Source organism: candidate division KSB1 bacterium (genome assembly GCA_034506395.1).
Lineage (GTDB): Bacteria > Zhuqueibacterota > Zhuqueibacteria > Thermofontimicrobiales > Thermofontimicrobiaceae > Thermofontimicrobium.
Genome location: JAPDPQ010000004.1, coordinates 110970 through 130421, shown reverse-complemented (window position 1 = coordinate 130421; position 19452 = coordinate 110970). Strand labels below are relative to the sequence as shown.

The 19452-nt window shown below is 44.5% G+C and carries 13 protein-coding genes; 1 reads left to right on the top strand and 12 read right to left on the bottom strand.

The window, feature by feature from the left end:
• Positions 1-5: 5 nt before the first annotated feature.
• The 10 genes from ONB37_04025 to ONB37_03980 form a co-directional block, all read right to left on the bottom strand.
• On the bottom strand, positions 6-857 hold the full coding sequence (locus ONB37_04025; GenBank protein MDZ7399317.1) for an RnfABCDGE type electron transport complex subunit B: 852 nt from the start codon (positions 855-857) through the stop codon (positions 6-8).
• 167 nt (positions 858-1024) lie between these two features.
• Positions 1025-1687: a molybdopterin-dependent oxidoreductase gene (locus tag ONB37_04020; protein MDZ7399316.1), complete on the bottom strand. Its 663-nt coding sequence runs from the start codon at positions 1685-1687 to the stop codon at positions 1025-1027.
• Between the two features lie 20 nt (positions 1688-1707).
• Complete coding sequence (locus tag ONB37_04015; GenBank protein MDZ7399315.1) at positions 1708-2397, bottom strand: c-type cytochrome; 690 nt, start codon at positions 2395-2397, stop codon at positions 1708-1710.
• Between the two features lie 588 nt (positions 2398-2985).
• A complete protein-coding gene (locus tag ONB37_04010) occupies positions 2986-3771 on the bottom strand; it encodes an ATP-binding protein (protein ID MDZ7399314.1) in 786 nt (261 codons plus the stop codon).
• 64 nt (positions 3772-3835) lie between these two features.
• Positions 3836-6466, bottom strand: a complete 2631-nt coding sequence (locus ONB37_04005; GenBank protein MDZ7399313.1) for a GAF domain-containing protein — start codon at positions 6464-6466, stop codon at positions 3836-3838.
• Between the two features lie 91 nt (positions 6467-6557).
• On the bottom strand, positions 6558-8366 hold the full coding sequence (locus ONB37_04000; protein ID MDZ7399312.1) for a GAF domain-containing protein: 1809 nt from the start codon (positions 8364-8366) through the stop codon (positions 6558-6560).
• Positions 8367-8915: 549 nt separating this feature from the next.
• Positions 8916-9908: a bifunctional oligoribonuclease/PAP phosphatase NrnA gene (locus tag ONB37_03995; protein MDZ7399311.1), complete on the bottom strand. Its 993-nt coding sequence runs from the start codon at positions 9906-9908 to the stop codon at positions 8916-8918.
• A 1-nt stretch (position 9909) separates the two neighbouring features.
• Positions 9910-12072: a hypothetical protein gene (locus tag ONB37_03990; protein ID MDZ7399310.1), complete on the bottom strand. Its 2163-nt coding sequence runs from the start codon at positions 12070-12072 to the stop codon at positions 9910-9912.
• A gap of 314 nt (positions 12073-12386) precedes the next feature.
• Complete coding sequence (locus ONB37_03985; protein MDZ7399309.1) at positions 12387-14222, bottom strand: hypothetical protein; 1836 nt, start codon at positions 14220-14222, stop codon at positions 12387-12389.
• Between the two features lie 297 nt (positions 14223-14519).
• Positions 14520-14723 (bottom strand): 4Fe-4S binding protein, encoded by a 204-nt coding sequence (locus ONB37_03980; protein ID MDZ7399308.1) that lies wholly within the window; start codon positions 14721-14723, stop codon positions 14520-14522.
• 335 nt (positions 14724-15058) lie between these two features.
• Between ONB37_03980 and ONB37_03975 the strand changes: the two genes are divergently transcribed.
• Positions 15059-15973, top strand: coding sequence for a DMT family transporter (locus tag ONB37_03975; GenBank protein MDZ7399307.1), 915 nt, complete (start codon positions 15059-15061; stop codon positions 15971-15973).
• A 423-nt stretch (positions 15974-16396) separates the two neighbouring features.
• On the opposite strand, the gene ONB37_03970 is transcribed toward ONB37_03975, so the two are convergent.
• Both ONB37_03970 and ONB37_03965 read right to left on the bottom strand, forming a co-directional pair.
• Positions 16397-17866, bottom strand: coding sequence for a DUF2817 domain-containing protein (locus ONB37_03970; protein ID MDZ7399306.1), 1470 nt, complete (start codon positions 17864-17866; stop codon positions 16397-16399).
• A 287-nt stretch (positions 17867-18153) separates the two neighbouring features.
• Positions 18154-19272 (bottom strand): aminotransferase class I/II-fold pyridoxal phosphate-dependent enzyme, encoded by a 1119-nt coding sequence (locus ONB37_03965; GenBank protein ID MDZ7399305.1) that lies wholly within the window; start codon positions 19270-19272, stop codon positions 18154-18156.
• Between the last annotated feature and the right edge of the window lie 180 nt (positions 19273-19452).

Sequence of the window (19452 nt, the reverse complement as noted above, 5' to 3'; positions counted from 1 at the left end):
TCAAATTAAACGGTTTGTTCAATTTCAGCCGATACCTCTGCAAGTTGAGCCTTGCCTCGCACGACGAAGCAGTGGCTGGGGCATTTCTCAACCGCGTTTGCCAAATCATCGGCCTTGATGTTAATTATTTCGGGCAAATTTCCTTTCATTTGAATCGAACCCGATGGCGTGACCTTGGGGTTGGCGCAGAGGGTACAGGCAGTGCAGCCAACCTTACAGACCTGCTTCACCGCTTTTCCTTTATCTTGCGAAACACAGCCCAGAAATATCTTCTGAGAGACAGGGATGAGCTTCATAATCCCTCTTGGGCAGGCGGCCACGCACATTCCACAACCCGTGCATTTCTCCTCGATCACAATCGGAAGTCCATCATCGCCCATGCGCATGGCGCCGAATGGACAGGATTCCACACAAGTGCCGTAGCCAAGACACCCATAAACGCAGGCTTTATCTCCGCCCATCAAAATTTGAGCGGCATGGCAATTGGTAATCCCAGCGTAATGGTATCGTTTGGGAGCATTTTCGTGAGAGCCCTGGCATTGCACCACTGCCACCTTTTTCTCACCGGCCTCAACTGCTTCCACACCCATAATTGCTGCAATCTTCTGAACCACTGCATCGCCACCTGGCGAACAGAGGGTCATTGGTGCGCCACTCTTGACCACTGCCTCTGCATAGCCGCTGCATCCAGGATAGCCACAACCACCGCAATTAGCTCCCGGCAATGCGCTGATGATTTCTTCTATTTTTGGATCCACATAAACAGCAAATTTCTTTGAAGCAAATGCTAATCCAGCTCCGAATAGCAAGCCCAAACCACCAACTCCGAGAATCGATGCGAGAATTGTAATATCCATAATTCAACCTGCCCGATAATTTATGTCCATGTCATTTTGTGTCAAATCTGTGGACTGAATATAGTTTTATTTGATGAAAATGTCAAGCGATTTTTTGCTGATTTTGAAGTGGCTGAGCTGTTACTCTATCTATATGCCCGAGAGATTCAGTTCTAACTTCATTGCGTTTAGAGTTGCTTTCCCGGCCGAGCCTTTTTGCCCTTGCCATGATATTTCTCTGGTCCAGCATCAGGATCGTAGCCGCGTTGTTCCCAATAGCCGAGATGACGTTCAGAAGCAAATTCGATGCGCTCAACCCATTTGGCGCTTTTATACGCCCAAAGACGTGGAACAACCAATCTTAATGGAGCTCCGTGCTTTGGCTCCAGAGGCTTGTTATCGGCCTCATAGGCTAAAATTACATCGGGCGAGAGCGCTTGCTCTATTGTTAAGCTTTCTGTGTATTGTCCCCCGCTACAATATATGATCAAATATCTCGCGTCTGGTTGGGGCTTGCTCATTTCAATAATCGTTCGAAGCTGCACTCCACGCCAGGTTATTTTTTTTACCGACCATTGCTCTACGCAGTCCAAATCGTTGACTTGCTGCACCGAGGGCAGTTGTTTGAGACTGTCATATGTCAGCTCTATGGGATAATCAACCTTGCCCGCGACGGTGAGCCGCCATGACGCTGGATCGAACTCCGGGACGGATTTTTCGACGCTGCGCACTGGCCACAATCGACGAGCAAAACTCAGTGCTGGCATTAAAGGCGATAAAATGACTCCGACAATGATGGATAAAAAACTTCGGCGCTTCAAATTCGATTGTTGTTCATTTTGACGCACCATAGAATACCCCAATTAAATAGTTATTTGGCCACAGCAATTTTCCTCCCGTGGCTCAGATGGGCTAAATAGCAGCATAGCGCCACAATTTGCTGACTATCCAAAGCCAGGGGAGCGCCACATTGTCGGGTTTCAATGCAGTAATTGATCTGTTGCTCCAGAGTCACGACCCGGCCAAGTTCATGACGATAGCGTGGATACCGCGCTGCGATACCGCGCAAGAAAGGTCCCTTTTCAGCTTCGGCAAATTCCCGGCTCTTGTTTTTTGTCGGCTCGTGACATGCGGCACAGCTCCTCTGGTTTGTCCCCAAATTCACATCATGAAAAATCGAATCTCCTCGTGCTATCCACTGCTTATGGATTGACTTGGGTTCAGTCATTCTCATCGGTTTGCCATTCGCGAATGAAGTGACAAAAAGCGCTAGCGCATTGGCGTCCTCACCACCGAGCTCCCATGGCTTCCCTTTACTTTCTCTTACTACGGCGAAATTATGCGTCATCGACAAAGTGGCGACTGTTCGGAGAATGTGTTTGTACCGTGGATATAATTCGGCATTGGTATCCATTCCGCTTTCATGACATGATTCGCAAGAAAATCCGTTGGCCCCAAGTTTTGTGTTGAACCAGATCGCCTTTCCACGATCCAGCGCTTTCCGCTCCGCCAAAATTGAGATTTCATTAGTGTCAATTACCGCTATTCGTTGTTTTTTCATCGAGCAACAAAACAATAGAATGAACAGAATCGATAATCCCACGGATGGGATTGATAAACAGCGGATATGATTTATATTGAAAAAAAGCTTCATACTTATCTAATCATTCCTAATCAAAAGAATTGTCCTCTGCTTTTTTCATTGGGCGGCATAGATTTCTGCACAATTGAATCCTTATTTCAATCGAGATAGATCTGGTAGTAAGCAGATTGCAAGGAATCATAGATTGCAACCTTTTACAGAACTTCATTAGCCTTTATTAAAAGAAAATTTAATTAGCTTCTATTCAACAAAAACGGTTTAAAAATGTTCCTCGATATCTAGCGAGTGCCGAGCTTATTAGCATTTCAATAGAGGAAAAAATTAAGAACCGAGAATTGGTAGAATTTAGGTAAGCTTAAAGCTTCTTTGTGAAATGAATTTCTGCAAGCAGGTCAATGCTCTTAAGGATTGGGAAAGCAAAATTGATCAAGCTATAAAGAATCAAATGGATATTTTTATACTTCGCCTGTCTATATCAGAGGTGAAGCGAAAACTTTACCATTGACATCAGATAATAAATTTTCTAATTTGAGAACCACTAAAAAATCAATTGGCCGATTTTCTAGGAATTGTAAAAAAGAAGGTGCTGCCTTTGCCGCGAATCGACTCGACCCAGATCTCACCACCATGTTTTTCGACGATCCGTTTGGAGATAATTAGTCCAAGTCCGTTGCCCTTGGCATCTTTCTTATTGTTCAATCGCCCAAAAATCTGGAAGATCTTCTCCTTGTCGGCAGGGGAAATTCCGACGCCATTATCTTTCACATAAAATTTATGAAAAATCTCATCGGAGATATAGCCAACTTCAATCCTGGGCAGCTCATTATTCTTTGAATATTTGATAGCATTGCTCAGCAAATTGGTGAACACCCGAACCATTAGATTGCGCTTGCAGAAAATGGTCGGCAAATTAGAAGCAATGGTTAATTCGTAGTGGCGCTGATGCAGAAGGAAATTCAGCTCCTCCAACGCCTCATCGATCAATTCCTGACACGCGACCTCCTCGCATTCTTCTTGAGTAACCTCAATGCGGGTATAATCCAATAAATTATCGATCAGTTGATCCATCTGATCCAAATTGTTGGCGATCTTTTGGAGATATGCCAGGATTTCCGGGTTCATATCGTTTAAGTGGAAATCCTGAAGAAGAATGGAGTAGCCACGCATGGAACTGATCGGTGTCTTTAATTCATGAGAGACCGTGTAAAGATATTGCTGAATCTCAGCATTCTTTTGATCGAGCAAAAGCTCTTTCGATCGAAGCTTTCGCTTTAGAGCGATATTTTCTTGAATAAGCGCTTGAATATCAACTTCAGATAGCTGTTTTTCCATTGCTGCAATTCCTCAGATTTAAATTTCGTTGTAGAAGTCGATTTTTTCAGCGGAATATCAAACATTAGCTTGCTACTGGCAACCGCAAATAAAACCTATTTCCATGTGTCGCTGCTGATTCAAACCAGATTTGACCATTGTGAAGCTCCACGATTTTCTTGGCAATTGCCAGGCTTAATCGATGCTGAATGCCATTATTCGGATGATCCTCTCCGAGATTTGGCGATTCAAAGAAATTATGCAATTGGCCATTTTGAATCACTGGCCCATTATTTCGGATGACAAAAAATCCTTCGCCGCGACCAGATTTGTAGGTGATCTCAATGGAGGGTCGCACCTCTCGATCCGTTAATTGTTCGATTGTACAGTCGATCAATTGACTAAAAAGTTGGAACATCAATTGGCGGTCTCCTCGAATCGCTGGTAGCTCTTGATCGATTTTCAATTTAATTTTTCGTTGCTCAATCGTTTGCTGAAATCTTTGGATGACTTCTGCAATGAGCTCTTGGGTGCTGGTTAGGCTTTGCCTTGGAACTGCCAGATCGAAATCAGCAAATTTGGCCAAGGCATCGATATAGAGTTGCAAATAGCGCGAACGAGTTTTTATCAGTTGTAAATAATTCGATATTTGTGGTGCATCCCTTTGTTCGAGATGCTCGAGAGCAGCTGTGACCAATGCCTGAATCGAGCTAACAGGCGCTCTCAGATCATTGGCGAAATTGTCGATCGTATCCGCGGCCCATTCAACCGCACGCTCCAGATGGTCCAGGCGCTGCGCAATCTGTTGATCGAATCGTAACTGTCGGAGAACATCGCCAGCAACGCTGCTGATCACTGCTATATTAAGCGTGGTATCGGATGAATCAAGATAGAGCTTATTAGAATAATTGGTCAAGATGGCAATTGTTTTCCCTTTGCTTTTCAATGGAATCGAGAGATAAGAAACATAATCCGGGGTCAAAACATCTGAACAATCCAACGTCTCGTTCGGAATGGTTTCAATTACATACCATTCTGATTTTGCCAGAGTCCTTGGGAAAACGCACTTTCTCTCGAAACTTGCGATTGCCGCAGAACAGCATTGGGCATCGCTGAGTATAACGTCGGGGATCGCAAATTGCGATTCAATGAAATGGATTGATGCTAATTTCGCATCGAGCAAATCGGCACTTAGTTTTGCCAGGGCGCGGAGATGCTGTTCAATACCATCATCCTGGCTCACTAAACTGTCGAGCTTGGACTTGGCTTGCTCGATGCGTTTTTGCTTATCGTTTTCAGGAGCGGATTGAGCATTATCAATAAGCCACGCTATTGGCCCTGCGAGCTGATTAACAATTTCAACCTGCTCCTCGTGATACTGTTCCGGCTTTAAACTTCCCACTAACAACGTTCCAAGAACCCGAGTGCCTCTCTCAAGCGCCGCTGCGACTTTAGATCGGAGTTTGGGCACAATAACCTCGCTCGGTTCAGCGCTTCTGGGCTGATGTGCGACATTATACCAGTAAAACTCACCCGCTTCGACGATCATCCAATCGGCATGGTTAGATAATTGTCGACAGGCTTCCGAAATCATCGTATAGGTTTCTAAGGTAGGTTTGTCAGAACTAAACAAGCAGATTTGAGCATAATCGAATGTCACGTCTGTTTTCAGGATCAATAGGGCAGATTGAATTAATTGGTCCAAGCTTAGCGATTGCTCAGACAGCATTATCAATTTTCCGAAGCTGGAGAGCAACAAAGTGCCCTCGCTGGATTCATTCCCCAGCATTCCGTTCCGTTGCCTTCGAATGGGCCCGTTATTGAAAAGCGGATCATAGATCGCTAAAACGAAGCGGCGTTGATTGCCCGCAACTGCAACCAGACGAACCTTTGTCAAAACCTGCTGACCGTCGCTTCGCACGAGTTTCAAAACACCGAGCTCTGAGCAAGCAACTTGCGGAGAAAATTTATCCAATCTCGATAAAATTGTCTCACCATGTTCAGGATGGAGGCTCGACAATCGCATCCCATTCAATTGTTCAGCAGTGTAGCCAGAAACTTGTTGAAATGGAAGATTGCAGGCGCAGATTAAGTCATCGTCACTTCGAACCAGCACTACTGGTTGGCTGATGTTTTCGAATAATCGGTTGAATTTATTTTTCCAGAGTAAAAAATTTGATTGATGGCGATTTAATCGCTCTATCAAATCTGTTCGTTCAAAAGCAAGCGCAATTAGCTTTGCAAATTGCTCAGCCTGATATTCTGATTGTTCTGTGAAAAAGTGAGCTTGGTAACTGCTCAAATGTAAGATGGCTTGCACTTGGTTATTCGAAATAATCGGTACCGAAAGATCGGATTTTATGTCCTGGGCAATGAACCTCAAGTCCCCAGGCGTCATGTTTCCTCGCTGAGATAAGTCCTCTCGAATCACACTCCTGTGCGACCGAACGATGTCGGTAATCGATGTCTCATGATAGGGGATGATAATCAAGTCATCTGCGGCTGAATTTTGCGGGCTAAGGCATCGATGAAGATAAAAATGTTTTGCGGATGGATTATGAAACAAAACATTCACAAAGTCGCAATTGATGCTTCGAAAAATTTGCTCAGTTGCCATCGCAAGAATGGCAATAATATCATCGCCTCGATGGATAGCATCCATCACTTGAACCAGCGCATCAAGCTGAGTGGATTTTGTCAGTTCTAATTCGGACAAGTTGCAAGCCCCGATGTTGGATTCATCTCTCAAAGTATCTCTCGAAATCAAATCTCAAAATCTGTTAACCTTATGGTTATAGATGCAAAAGCTAGTTTATCTTAACCACCTCATTGGTGCTAGTGATAACTCCGAAATGCTTCGGCCCGATTTGTGGCGCTGGTAATTCCCGACCAATTCCAATGCTCCCGATAATATGCTGATTATGATCGACCAATGCAGAGAATGACCAAGCAATCCGAAAATATTTTCCATCCTTTTGAAACATATCACATTCAAACCACTGGTTGCGATTGAGACGGAACAGTTGTTGTTTAAGCCCCTCAAAGATCGCAGCTCCATTTTTGATAAATCGGTCGAAAAACGGCAAATTGAGAGCTTCTTCACTGGTATAGCCAGTCTTTCGGCAAGCGCTGCGGTTGAAAAAGGTAATTTTTCCTTCCAGATCGGTCGCTACAATTATATGAGTTGAACTGTGAATGATGCTCTCCAGAAAATTTTTCGTATCCTGCACCTGTCGATACAACGCAGCATTTTTCATGGCTATAGCTGCTTGATCAGCCAACATTGAAAGCAGTTCGATCTCATGCTCACTGAAATAATGGACCTTGTCCAAAAAAACTGAGAGCAACGCAATGGTCATCCCGTCGACGACAACTGGCAAAATGATCATCGATTTCAAATTCATTTGTTGGATCAAAAGCCTATTTTTGAAAAACTGAATGTTATGATAGTCCAGATTCTCGACCACAAGAGGCCGTTTTGTGGTGATGATTTGCTGAATTTGCGGTCGAAAACAGTCCAGCATCTCGGAGTTGCGATGATCCGCGTGACGAGTGTACAACTGGATGGATTTTTGATCATTGAGTAAGTGAATGGTACAGATCTTCGCCTGCATGATCTGTTGGGACGATTCAACTAACTGTTTCAAGACGTCATCTAATTCCAGCGAACTGGTGAGAAATTCATTGATTCGCGCTAAATAGGATAAATTGGTCAGCGACTGCTGATAACGCTGGAGCAAACGGGATTTCATGAAGGCAACAGCGATCTGACCTGAAATTTCTCGAAAAACGCTCACATGGTACCGCGTGAACGCATTTCTTTTGTCGCAATACAGCAATACCACTCCGATAAGCTGTTCATCAGTCTGCAATTGAATGAGTGCTTGAGAGCGATATTTTTTTTCTGGTACTATGCCCAAGGCCTCAGCGAACTTAGCGATGGTATCCGGGTCTTGTTCGATTTTTTGACAATTGACAAGGATTTGATTGAGCGAATAGCAGAAGTGTCCCGATCCTTTTGTGGATTCTACCTCTGAAACATCTTTTGACATATGGATTTCGAGTTCCCGATCATCGATATCGCATAATAAGACATATGCCAGATCATAGTGAACAATTCTTGCAATTTGGTTCAGAAAGATTTTGATCAATTGCTGCTGGTTTAAATTGGAATTCACCGCTGCTACGATCTCATTGATAATCGCAATCCGCTTCGCCAGTTGGTGCTGGCGCTTTTTTTGACGTTCCTTCGCGGTAACATCCTTCAAGCTACCATAAAATAAATCTGCTCCATCGATCGTTTCGATCTTAAATTTCACCAATCGTCGCTGATTACTAGCTGTTTCCAAGATGAATGGAGAAGACGAGATCTTTTGGCGGTCGCAATTTTGATAATATTGAACCACACGTCGACGCTGATTTGGATGAAACAAATCCTCAATTTGCATCGGCAGCGAACGATCAGCTATTGTTTTGCTCAATAAGCGCCGCAAAGCCTGATTCAGGGCCAAAATTTTTCCATCTCTGTCGAATATCGAACCTGGGGTATCGGAGAGTTCGAAGAGCTTCTGATAAAGATCATTATGGGTGTCGCACAAATGCTGTCGATTATTCATTCCGATCTTTGGACCTTTTTCAACTTCTGTTTGATGCTACATATTATTTATTCGAAAAGGGAAGCACAAAATGCCTTTGGATAAGAACACGATAAGAAGCGGAAACAAATCACTCAGAAATTAACCTCAAAATTAATTGATATCGCGCTGAAATGCAAGGCAAAAAAAGGATATTGCTTTTTTTTAATATGAAATTTTTAGAGAAAAGGAGAGTGAAAAAGAGCTCATTGAGGGAAATTGCCGCTGCTAATTCATTGATTTTTTGTTGAGCGGAGAAAAGAGGTATTCCGAAGAACGATTTTTATTGGCTAATTGCTCGGTAGTGAGAATGACAAAAATGTGACTGTGAAAATTGGAATGGTACGCTCTGCAAATGGTGGAGTTTGCTGCATCAACCTAATATCCGCGTTAAGCACAAAAATCTATGACAGATCAAGAAATGATGCCCAAATTGATGAATCGCTTTAGAACTGCACATCATGGCTGATAAAACAAGCTTGAGGCATTTGATTGCTTGTTTTATTTCATCGATAAAAGCGAGTTTCGATCTCATTCGCATCCAAGCAACTGCTTAATTTCGCTTACGACAATCGGGACTATCTCGTTGAGGCTGCTGTTGACCAGCGCGCCGGCAGCGTAATGATGTCCACCGCCGCCAAATTTTTCTGCAATCTGATGAATCACGACTTTCCCTTTTGAACGCAAGCTAATTTTCACTTTATCTTTATCCAGTTCAGTGAACATTAAACTGACATCAACCCCTTCAATGGTTCGGGGAATTTCCGGAAAACCTTCTGTATCCCAATGAGATGCCTGGCACGATTGGAACATCTGTTCTGACAAGACAAACCAGGCCAAACGGCCATCGCACTCATAATGAAGATTCCGTAACGCCTCTCCAAGCAATGCCATTTTGCTTCTGGAATTTTGTTCATAAACGAGATGATGGATCTCGCGGACATTGATACCAAGTTCTAAAAGATGCGATGCAACACGATGCGTTTTGGCTGTGGTATTTGAAAAACGAAATGAGCCTGTGTCACTCAGCAGACAGGTGTACAGCGCCTCAGCGATGATCCCATTGATCGGGAAATTCACTGCGACCAAAAAATCATAAACGATCTCGCCAGTAGAAGAAGCTTCTTCATGAATGATGTCGAGATCAGCGAAGCGATAATTGATATGATGATGATCAATACAGATTTTCGGAGCCGACATGTTTTTGATCAGTTGACCGATCGTTCGCAATCGCTCCCAATCGCTAATATCGACAATGATGAACGCGTCTGCATCGGTGATTAAATGGCGATGTTGTTCATCATAAACGATAATTTCCTGGTGGCGATCTAAAAATTTATAGTTGTTTGGTGTAGCCGAGTTATTGATGATTATCGCGTGTTTACCAGAACCGCGAAGATATTCGGTCATAGCAATTTCCGAACCAATGGCATCTCCATCGGGATTGATATGAGTCGTGAGAACGAATTTTTGATGGGCAGAGATGAGTTCATTGAGCTTGGCCACTTCAGCGTCAGATAACATATCACTCCTCAAGTTTGATTCGGCTATAACTGATATTTTCAGAAGCATCTTTTGCTTTGACGACGATCGAGGCGGGGCGTTCTTGTTGTACCTGGATTTGATATAGGAAATCCTCGCGCTGAGTATCGGCTACTTGATCAATTGGAAGAATCGCCACCCAGTTCTGCATATCCATTGAAATTTGCACTTCCAGGATCGAACTCCAATCATCTTGCAGGGTAAAATTGATCTGAAGGCTATCTTTTGAGCCTTTTTTTATTCGAACAGCAACGAGATACGGTCCATCGTTGTCGATAATAAACCAATCACTAAGCTTTTCTGTCTTCTTGGCGTTCGGAATTGGGTTTGATGATTTATCATGAGCAATGATTTTGAACCGATACATCCCATCAGGCATCAATCGACTATCCCAGACATACCAATTATGAGTGAATTGCTCTTTTAATTGTCGCCATGTCGATTCATCTTTGCTTTGGATGTACAAATCAAAAGTGAGCCTGTCGTTGTTTTGATCTCTCGCTTGCCAGCTTACTCGGCGATAGCCTTCTGGGAGCGCCCGACGAAGATCAGGAGCAGTAAGAGTTTTTGCACCTGTTCCTGGCTCGGCGAATGATTCCTCGCTCATGGAAAATTCAGATAGCATGGGCTCAAGAGCAACTCCCGCCTCCTGGCGCTTCTTCGGCTGTATCGGATCAATCGTAATGGTTAACAATTCCGGGGCAATGTTGGTTTGAAGGTAGGATAGTTTGATCTGGCTAATTGTTGGAGTGACGGCTGGATTTGATGTCTCTAAAACGAGTTTCCATTGCAGAAAACGAGCCTCGGGGCTGGTGATATTGCCGCCAGGAGCTAATTCAAACCAGGAGCTCCAGGTGTTGTTTGTTTGTTCTGTATTTCCCGAACGTGTATAGAGCTTGACACTGCATCCGGCTGGCAATTTTGCATCATATTGAAATTTGCCCCAGTGGGAGGTTATCTTAGCATCGAAAACTTTGGATTCATAACTCCCCTGGGATTCATAATTGTTTTTGAGCAGTACAACGTTGCCCAAATTTGAAGTTCCAATGTACATTTTGCCGTCCAAAGAAGCTTTGAGGCGCATGATATGTGAGCCGCTTGTGCTCATGAGATAGGTAATCTCATCCTGATCATTGATCAAGTAAAGCCGCCCGTGGTCGCTGGTACCAACCAATAGTGCATCATCCCTAAAGGGCGCGATGGCTTGGACAGTTCCCCAGGATGATTGCCAGATTTCTTTTATTAAATTATCCGATTGAATTTTGATGATGCCACTGGCCGAGCCATCCCCCTTTTTTGGCTCACTTGTTTTTTTAGCATCTTCGAAGCCACGAATTTCGGTCAATTTATCTAACTTATCTGAATCAACAGTCTGAACATCGACACTGGCCGACACTTCCTTGCCCATTGCAGCGGCATAAATGTGCCCTTGTCGCGAGGCATAGATCAGGTGAATTTCCTGATAAGGTGCATCATAGATCACCATCGGCGGCTGATCAAGGTTGTCAAACCGATAAATATAACCATGTGGATAACTGCCAGCTAAGAGACGATTGCCATTATCCCAGCTTAAACAGCGAATATGGGTTTCTGAACTACGAAACAATAGCTTTGGTGAACCCTTTGATTCGATAACATAAATGTCACCACTGTCTCCGGTTGCCACGAAGCACCGATTGCGTTGATCGAATGTAATATCCCAGATGTATTTTGCGCCGAGTTCGACCCATAATTGGGGTGCCCTGTCAGAAAAGATACGATAGATCTTTCCATCAGGAGAGGTGCCAGCGTAGTAATTCCCTTGGGAATCGATTGCCAAAGCATAGCTCTCAACATCATTCCATTGGGCAATGATTTTCGCGTTGTCATTGGAGGGAATGAGATAAATACTCGCTCGATCACCGGTCGCAACAAGCACATTGCCTTTCAGATCGATCTCGAGATCCCAGATAAACGGACGCCCGCTCTCGAAAATGGGTATTCCACGAGGGGCAAGCATGATTTCCGCACGACCCGAAATGGACACCTGATGGGCTTTTCCATCAAGAAGATCGCTTTGTTTGTTATAAGTTTTGATCTGGCCGCTCGATGCCATGAGCGATGCAACATAAATGAACATCAGGATGCCCCGAATAGCAATGCGCATTTTATTCTCCTGAATCAGTGAATGCTGCGGATTATTAGCCGCAAGCTCACCCCCTACATCTGAAAACAGTAGTTAGCAATTGATGAAGCTTGTCCTCATTTACTAAAACGGTCAATAGCGGTTTAAAAATGCCATTTCGGCAATTCAAAATTTAGCAACAATCTAATCCTGCTCAAAGTGGTACCCTGGTGCTTTTGACATTCACCCTATTTTAAGACGAAGAAAAAATCCAATTCATGTTACTTGTCAATTTCAAGAAAAGTTGAGTATGCATAATCGGAAATTAGCATAGATTCCGACTAAAGATCAGTCGGCTATTTTTGCCCTTCAATTTTCAAATGAAATCTCTCACCACCTCGAATTTTCATCCCAGTCGGAATTGACCATTCTTTGATGACCTTCTCTGTCATAGCATCGAAATTCTTATGGGCTTTATTGTGGACCAAGGGATCGAACACGGATGGTGGGAGAGTTGGAAACTCGCGACCATGAAGCACAGCTCCGGAGTCGTTTACTCTCAACTGAATGATGATTTCGCTATTTTTTCGCTTTCGATTGAGCAGCCAGATGAATTCATTTAAATTTGAAGGCGAAAATCGATCAAGGCCAGCCGCGCCATCCCATTTTTTCAGTTCCTCATTGCTACCAACGGCTAAGGTCACTGAGTTACTATGGATATTGTAGGGGATGGTGATTTTGTGTCTTATTTCGATTCGGTTGGCGCGATAGGGACGAAGCTCAATGGTGAGCTCGAGGCTATCTCCTGAGCTTATTACTTCCTTGCTATAAAAAATGCGTTCAATTTGCGCCAATTTCTGTCCGGGCTGTGCCGAGAAGTTCAGATCGATGCTTTTGATGCTTGGAATCTCAAAATCATTGGCCAATAACGCCGCAAGGGTCATCACAATGTCATAGGCAGCTTCTGGAATATCTGATCCTGATCCATCGAAGATGCCAGTGCCACCTCCAGCGTAAAAGTTATCCAATATTACATCTGGATATTGATCTAAACGGATGCGGCCAGTGACACGAAGCGCATAGTCACCATTCCCTAACCGGGCGCTCTCTAAAGAATTGATTAGCGTAATCCAGAAAAACACTGGCACAATTGAGGCGAGGGAACGATCGTTTGCCAATTGAAACCGAAACTGCTTTTGCTCGTTCTGAGGCAAGGCGATGGAGAGACTTACTGGTATGAGCGGGGGATCATCGCCTACCATCGCCATAATTCCGCTGGAGCGATCCTGACGAATTGTGCCGATAAGTTCGGTTGCCATGCCGAGCTTGTTCGAGGCGTAGAGGCTAGATAACGTTGTTACGATCTTTGCTCGTGCCAATGGAAGATTGACAGGCCCACTGTTGAAAAACGGGTGACCGAACGCCAACAGGCGATCTCCATCGCGAAAGGTTACCGTTCCGATAGCACTGATATCGAAATCGCCGCTCACAAGTACGCTTGCCACTGCCGAGCCAGGGCGAATTTCCTCATCCACATGGCTTGAGATGGAATCTGATTGCCCACCAGCCAGAACAATGAAATCAGATACTGAAAGATATTGGCAGATTCGTTGTTGGAAAGCTGGGCTGAGCCCACTAATGATGAGCGGCATTTGAATGGGCCGGATCTGTACTCCGTCGAATTCAGCAGAGTGGCCTAATAGTTTCAAAATATCAAATGGATCTGAGGGCGGATTCGCTACGAATTGTCGAAGTCGCTCTCTCGCTGCGGAAGCGGAAAATGGGAGTTCTTGAGCCCGGGATTGTTCCTTTGCGAATATTTCCAGCATATATTCGATTGGCGTTACCCCAGCGATTGGCTCTTTCATAAAATTGCCCAACCGATACGCTAAAGCTCCTGCCAACTTGCCATCCAGGTAGATCGGGCTTCCGCTCATTCCACTCACAATTCCAGTATGGGCAGGTTTATCCCCAAGCAACTTGATGATGATTACATCTCTTTGCGGCCGATAATTATGGATGATATCGATAACTTCGACATCGAACTTTTCGATCCGGTCATTTTCAAACACTGTATACCCATAGCCTTGCATCCCAGGTCGCACATCCTTCAAGGCCATGAAATCTGGTGTCGTAGCGAATAGGCAGCCCCATGCCAGAACCATCAGAATCATAAAAAATAAAGCGCGCATTCACAAAACCGACAATTATTTTCAAATTTGAGCTTGCTCATCAAAGGCAGTAAGATTGCTGTATTTTGTTTCCCACACCGATCGACAGCTGCTTCGAAAGTTATCGATGATTGAAAAATAGCAATATCATGGCGAAAAATGCTACTCCGTCTCGCTTCTCAAATTAAGAATCGAAAGCAAATACTGAGCAACAAAAAGAATCAGGCAGGATTACAGCCTATCAAATGAAACAAAAAAATTGGGATTGGCCTTTCAATTATTTTTCGCATCTAAAAAGGACGCAAAATTTAGTAGGCATTATTCGACTTCAAGCTTTTTTATGGCGCCAGTGATTGGACATTCAATCACGCAGAGCGGATTTTCAGAAAATCCGCTGCAATCATTGCACGTCTGGGCGTTGATCTGATAGTAGTTTTTGGTGCCAGTTATTGCGCCAACAGGACAAACGGGTTTGCATCTTCCGCAACCAGTGCAGAGATCATGGTCGATGTAATAGGCCATTCATTCCTCCTACACAGCGAATTTGGTCAGTTAGGTGCACGGCTGGTCGATCATCTCCGGGATTTGCGGCAATAATATAGCAATAATATTTCGATAAGTCAAGCGAATTAATTGCGAAATAGCGGGAAGGTCAGCTCAAAAACAATTTGATTTCGGGGAATCAACTATTATTCACCCGCGTAGTGGAACGTTCGGCCATTTAATCTTCTTCTTTTTTTTAAGCCTGGCCAAAAAATTTTTTGATGCATACAGCGTTGCCATTCAATTTTATCGCAACGGGAACTTCGTTCTTGCTGTCCAGTAAGAAATAGCAATTCTTATCTCGGAGCGATATCATGGGGAAAGGTTATCGTTGGCAAGCTGTTTCGGTGCTCGGAATGGGGCTCATCGCAATCTCGTTCGCATCGATTTTTATTAAACTCTGTTCCGCACCATCTCTTGTCATTGCGGCTTATCGACTCACCATCGCATCGGCCGTCTATATTATTTTTACTCGAATCCGATATGGTCCGATTTTGTCACGCTTCTCAAAAGTACAGCGCCTCTGGGCGTTGGCTTCGGGCAGCTTTCTAGCCCTGCATTTCGCCACTTGGATCACTTCGCTCAAGTTTACCACGGTTGCCAGTTCCGTGGTATTGGTCCAAAGTGCACCCGTTTTTGTTGCTATTGGCAGCATATTGTTCCTCCGTGAGAAGCCAACAAAATTGACATTGTTAGGAATTGTTATTGCTTTTGGTGGTACATTTCTTATCAGTGCGCATGATTTTTCTTCCGATCGAAGCTCGCTTGTCGGAAATTTGCTGGCTATTGCGGGTGCAATTGGAGCGGCTGGCTATCTTTTGCTCGGCAGAAAATTGCGGACGGAAATAGCGACCTTTCAATATGTCACTATCGTTTATTCAGTGGCTGCATTTTGGTTGCTCCTTTTTGTAGGCTTCAGCGGAAGCCAGCTTGTCGGATACGATAATCAAACCTATTTGCTGTTTATTGCGATTGCGTTGATCCCCCAAGTGATTGGCCATACCACCGTCAATTGGGCATTGAAATACTTCAGCGCCACAGCGGTAGCAGTGATCATTCTGGGCGAACCGATTGGGGCATCGATTCTTGCGGTCTTAATTTTAAAAGAAAAAATCAGCGGAATGAAAATCCTTGGCGGACTGATTATCCTTACCGGGGTGATCTTGGCTTTGCTGGGAGAATCGCAACAGCGAACAAATGCAGCCCAGAGCGAGCTAAACCATAAATGAAGAGATTGATTCTTGTCGCAAAAATCGAATTTCAATCAGGTCATGTCATTTCTGGCGACCAGTCAGCATAATCAAATCTCGCTCCAATTTGATAGTCATGACGAGGAAAAATCGGAATCCCTCACCGAGTTGATAGACAGACATGATATTCCGACATGATGTGATAAATTTGCAACTGCTGCTATTTCAAGTCCAAATCGATCGCTGGCCTGGCCTGAATATTTCCAAATCTTTTAGTGCCCGAACGAAAATCTATCTCTCTGTCATTTCGACTGGAGGAAGAAGTCTGAAAGTCCAATATTTGTGCAAAAACCAGATTCCTCACTTTGTTCAGATACTATTATTTAAGTTCCGCCTCGGAAAATTAAGCCATGAAATTGCGAATTACAAATGATGATGGGCACTGAGTATCCCTTCATGGCTTCATTCTATCAGTCGATAGATCGGATAAAATTTATTTTGAGAAAGGAACTGAAACTCGGCATAATGCGATAATCCATAAAAGCTCTGTGGTTCTAACATCTGAACTAATAAAATCGCCCTGCCATGATTCGTCGGAACCAAGATGCAACCTCGGGAAAAATTTTTTTCTTTCCGAGTGTAGCTGCCAGCAGGAATTAATGTCTCCCTACCTTCGAATCGCAACGTGTCAATTCCGGTCACTTCAAATTGTTCCACACGACAGAGCGTATCAGCTACCAATACTCTATAAGGCAACAAATGGTGTTTCAGTACCGAAAGGACAGTTGAATCTGGTTGTTCGATCAGATACGCCTTTGGGCGCAAGACGAAGACGATCGGCTCAGGATTCGGTCGATAATCGGATAGGATAATTGTCGTATCGCGACGATCGCAGCAACGGGTCACATTAACGGTGAGAGGTCGAGAGTACTTTTCGGTGTAATTGGCTTGGATGATCACCGTATCAGGGACTTGGTGCAGAGATTGTTTCCTCCAATGACGCACAATACTGGTGATCGCACCAGCTTTTGCATCACAAATGTTTAAAAATGCCTTGATCATGGTGAGCTGGCTTTTCGCACGTTCCCAGATGCGATCGGATTTCGAGAATCCGGCCATTCCCTCTAATATAAATGACAGCGTATAATGGATACCAAAGCTATTTCGGCCATCATCGATATCGGTTGTGCTATGCCGGGCTGGCTGAGTCGGATCCGCACCCGTGATGAGGTAGCGCCCAGCTTTTACCCCTTTCAGCATTGTGCTGTCAAGTGCGGGTTCAAGTATTTCTGTCACAGCAAATCGCTTGAGCGGGACAGGGATTGCTGGATTTGAAATACAATCCAATTGCTCACCGAGGTCTTTCAACAATCCTAATGCCAGCCAACCTGTCGGCCCATATTCGTGGATGTCAAGGGTGACCTCTGGCCGGTAACGCTCGAACAACTGATGTAGTAGCTGGGTCTCTGGCTCGGATAGCAAAAGATGATTGCGATTCAAATCCACCTGATTTCCATTGCGGCGCTGATAGAGCTCATTGCCATCAGGATTTGCCATTGGCACCAAAATGAGATTCAAATTTCGATACCGTGCTTGGCCTCTCTTAGCGTTTAATTCATGGATAAGCATGAGCAATGCTTCTTTTCCTGATGGCTCATTTCCATGTTGTTGAGCAAAGAGCATAATGGTGGCTCGATGAGAGCGCCAATGATTTCTCTTCGGGAAATAAACCACAGGGATGTCTCTACCCACAGAGGACTTTCCAGCGATTTCTAATTCAAGGAGTACAGATTTAGCAACGATTTTTGTGAGAAATGTCATCATTTCTCCATGGCTGGTTCCCAGCGGTGGCGTTTGTAACGCCAGAGGCAAGTCGATTTGCGCATTGGCGAAGACTGGCAGTAACAACAGGACAACCAGGCATTTTTTCATCAGCAACCTCCCTGAGCTTCGGTCATATAAATGGGCCGCGTCATTTGCTCTTAAATAAGCGTGTGAGCAAAAAGGTTCGAGCGCCTAACTGAGCAGCTATTAGCGACACTATTTTTTATGAATGCGTGGGACTTCATCGAAAAACAGCTTAGCTCCGATTTCGGACAAATGAAATCCGCAGGAAATTTGCAACCTTGTGGGCGAAAAGAAAAATGCGCATCATAAATTGATTCTGTTGCAACTGTTTGATATCAATCTATGTTGATGCAGTTCGATTTGCCAATAGATCAAATGACCATCAAAGCCTGTTGAAGGTCATCGATCAGTATTTCGGGAGGCTCGATGCCGACGGATAGTCGTACCAAGCTCTCACTTAGCCCTGCGGTTTTTCGTTGCTCAGGATTCAGCGCTGCATGGGTGTTGGTGATGGGCTGGTTTGCCAAGCTGGTGATGCCACCCAGGCTGGTGGCAAGTTTAATCACTTTGAGAGCATCCATGAATCGTTTGGTCGCGTCAAAATCGGCATCCACCTCGAAGCTAAGCATCCCGCCGAAGCCGCGCATTTGTCGTTTCGCCACGGCATGATCGGGGTGGGAGGGAAGCCCTGGATAATTGACTTTTCTGATCTTGGCATGGGAGGCCAAAAATTGGGCCACTTGCATCGCGTTCTCGTTTTGTTTCAACACACGAAGCTCCAGGGTGCCCAAACCGCGCTGGACTAAAAAAGCAGTGAGCGGATCCATTACGCCGCCAAAGATTTTTCGGTATTCCCAAATCGCTGCAGCCAGTCGTTTATTGCAGCACACAAAGCCTCCAGTAATATCATGATGGCCGCCAATATACTTGGTGGCACTGTGAATGACAATATCGACCCCGAAATCCTTGGGATGCTGATTCACTGGCGATGCAAAAGTTGAATCTAAAAACACGATCGCTCCCTTGGCGTGGGCTATGCGAGCAAGTGGCTCGATCTCAATTACTCGCAACAGCGGATTGGTAGGCGTCTCAAGATAAAGCATTGTCAAGCCTGCATCAATTTCTTTGTAGAGCTGCTCCATGTGATCATAGTTGATGCCCACCGTTTCAATATTGAGCCTCCTCAGATAATCGTACAAAAACTGAAATGTAGCGCCATACAGCTCATTTATCCCAACAATGCGGCTATCGGGCCGGGTGAAGGTTAAAATCGCAGTGGTGATCGCGGCCATGCCAGAGCTAAATGCCAGCGCTTCCTCATACCCTTCCAATTTAGCCATGGCAGCCTCGACTTCGCGAACAGTTGGATTATCCCAGCGAGAATAAATATAACCAGAGCGATGTTGCACGACATCGATGAGCTGGTCAGAATTGTCAAACTTATAAGTCGCACTAAAATGAATCGGCGGGACAATTGGTTTGCCTATCATGTTTTGCTCCGAATAAAATATGATAATTTAAATTTTGCTGTTTGGGCTTAGGACTTGCCATGCACCAGCATTCAACTTTATGATCAATTCTTGAACAGGATTCTACATGCTTAGCGCTTCCGCAAAGATGAACGGCTTGCCTTTCGAATCGCTCCTGCAATTTGGAATGTTGGATAGAAT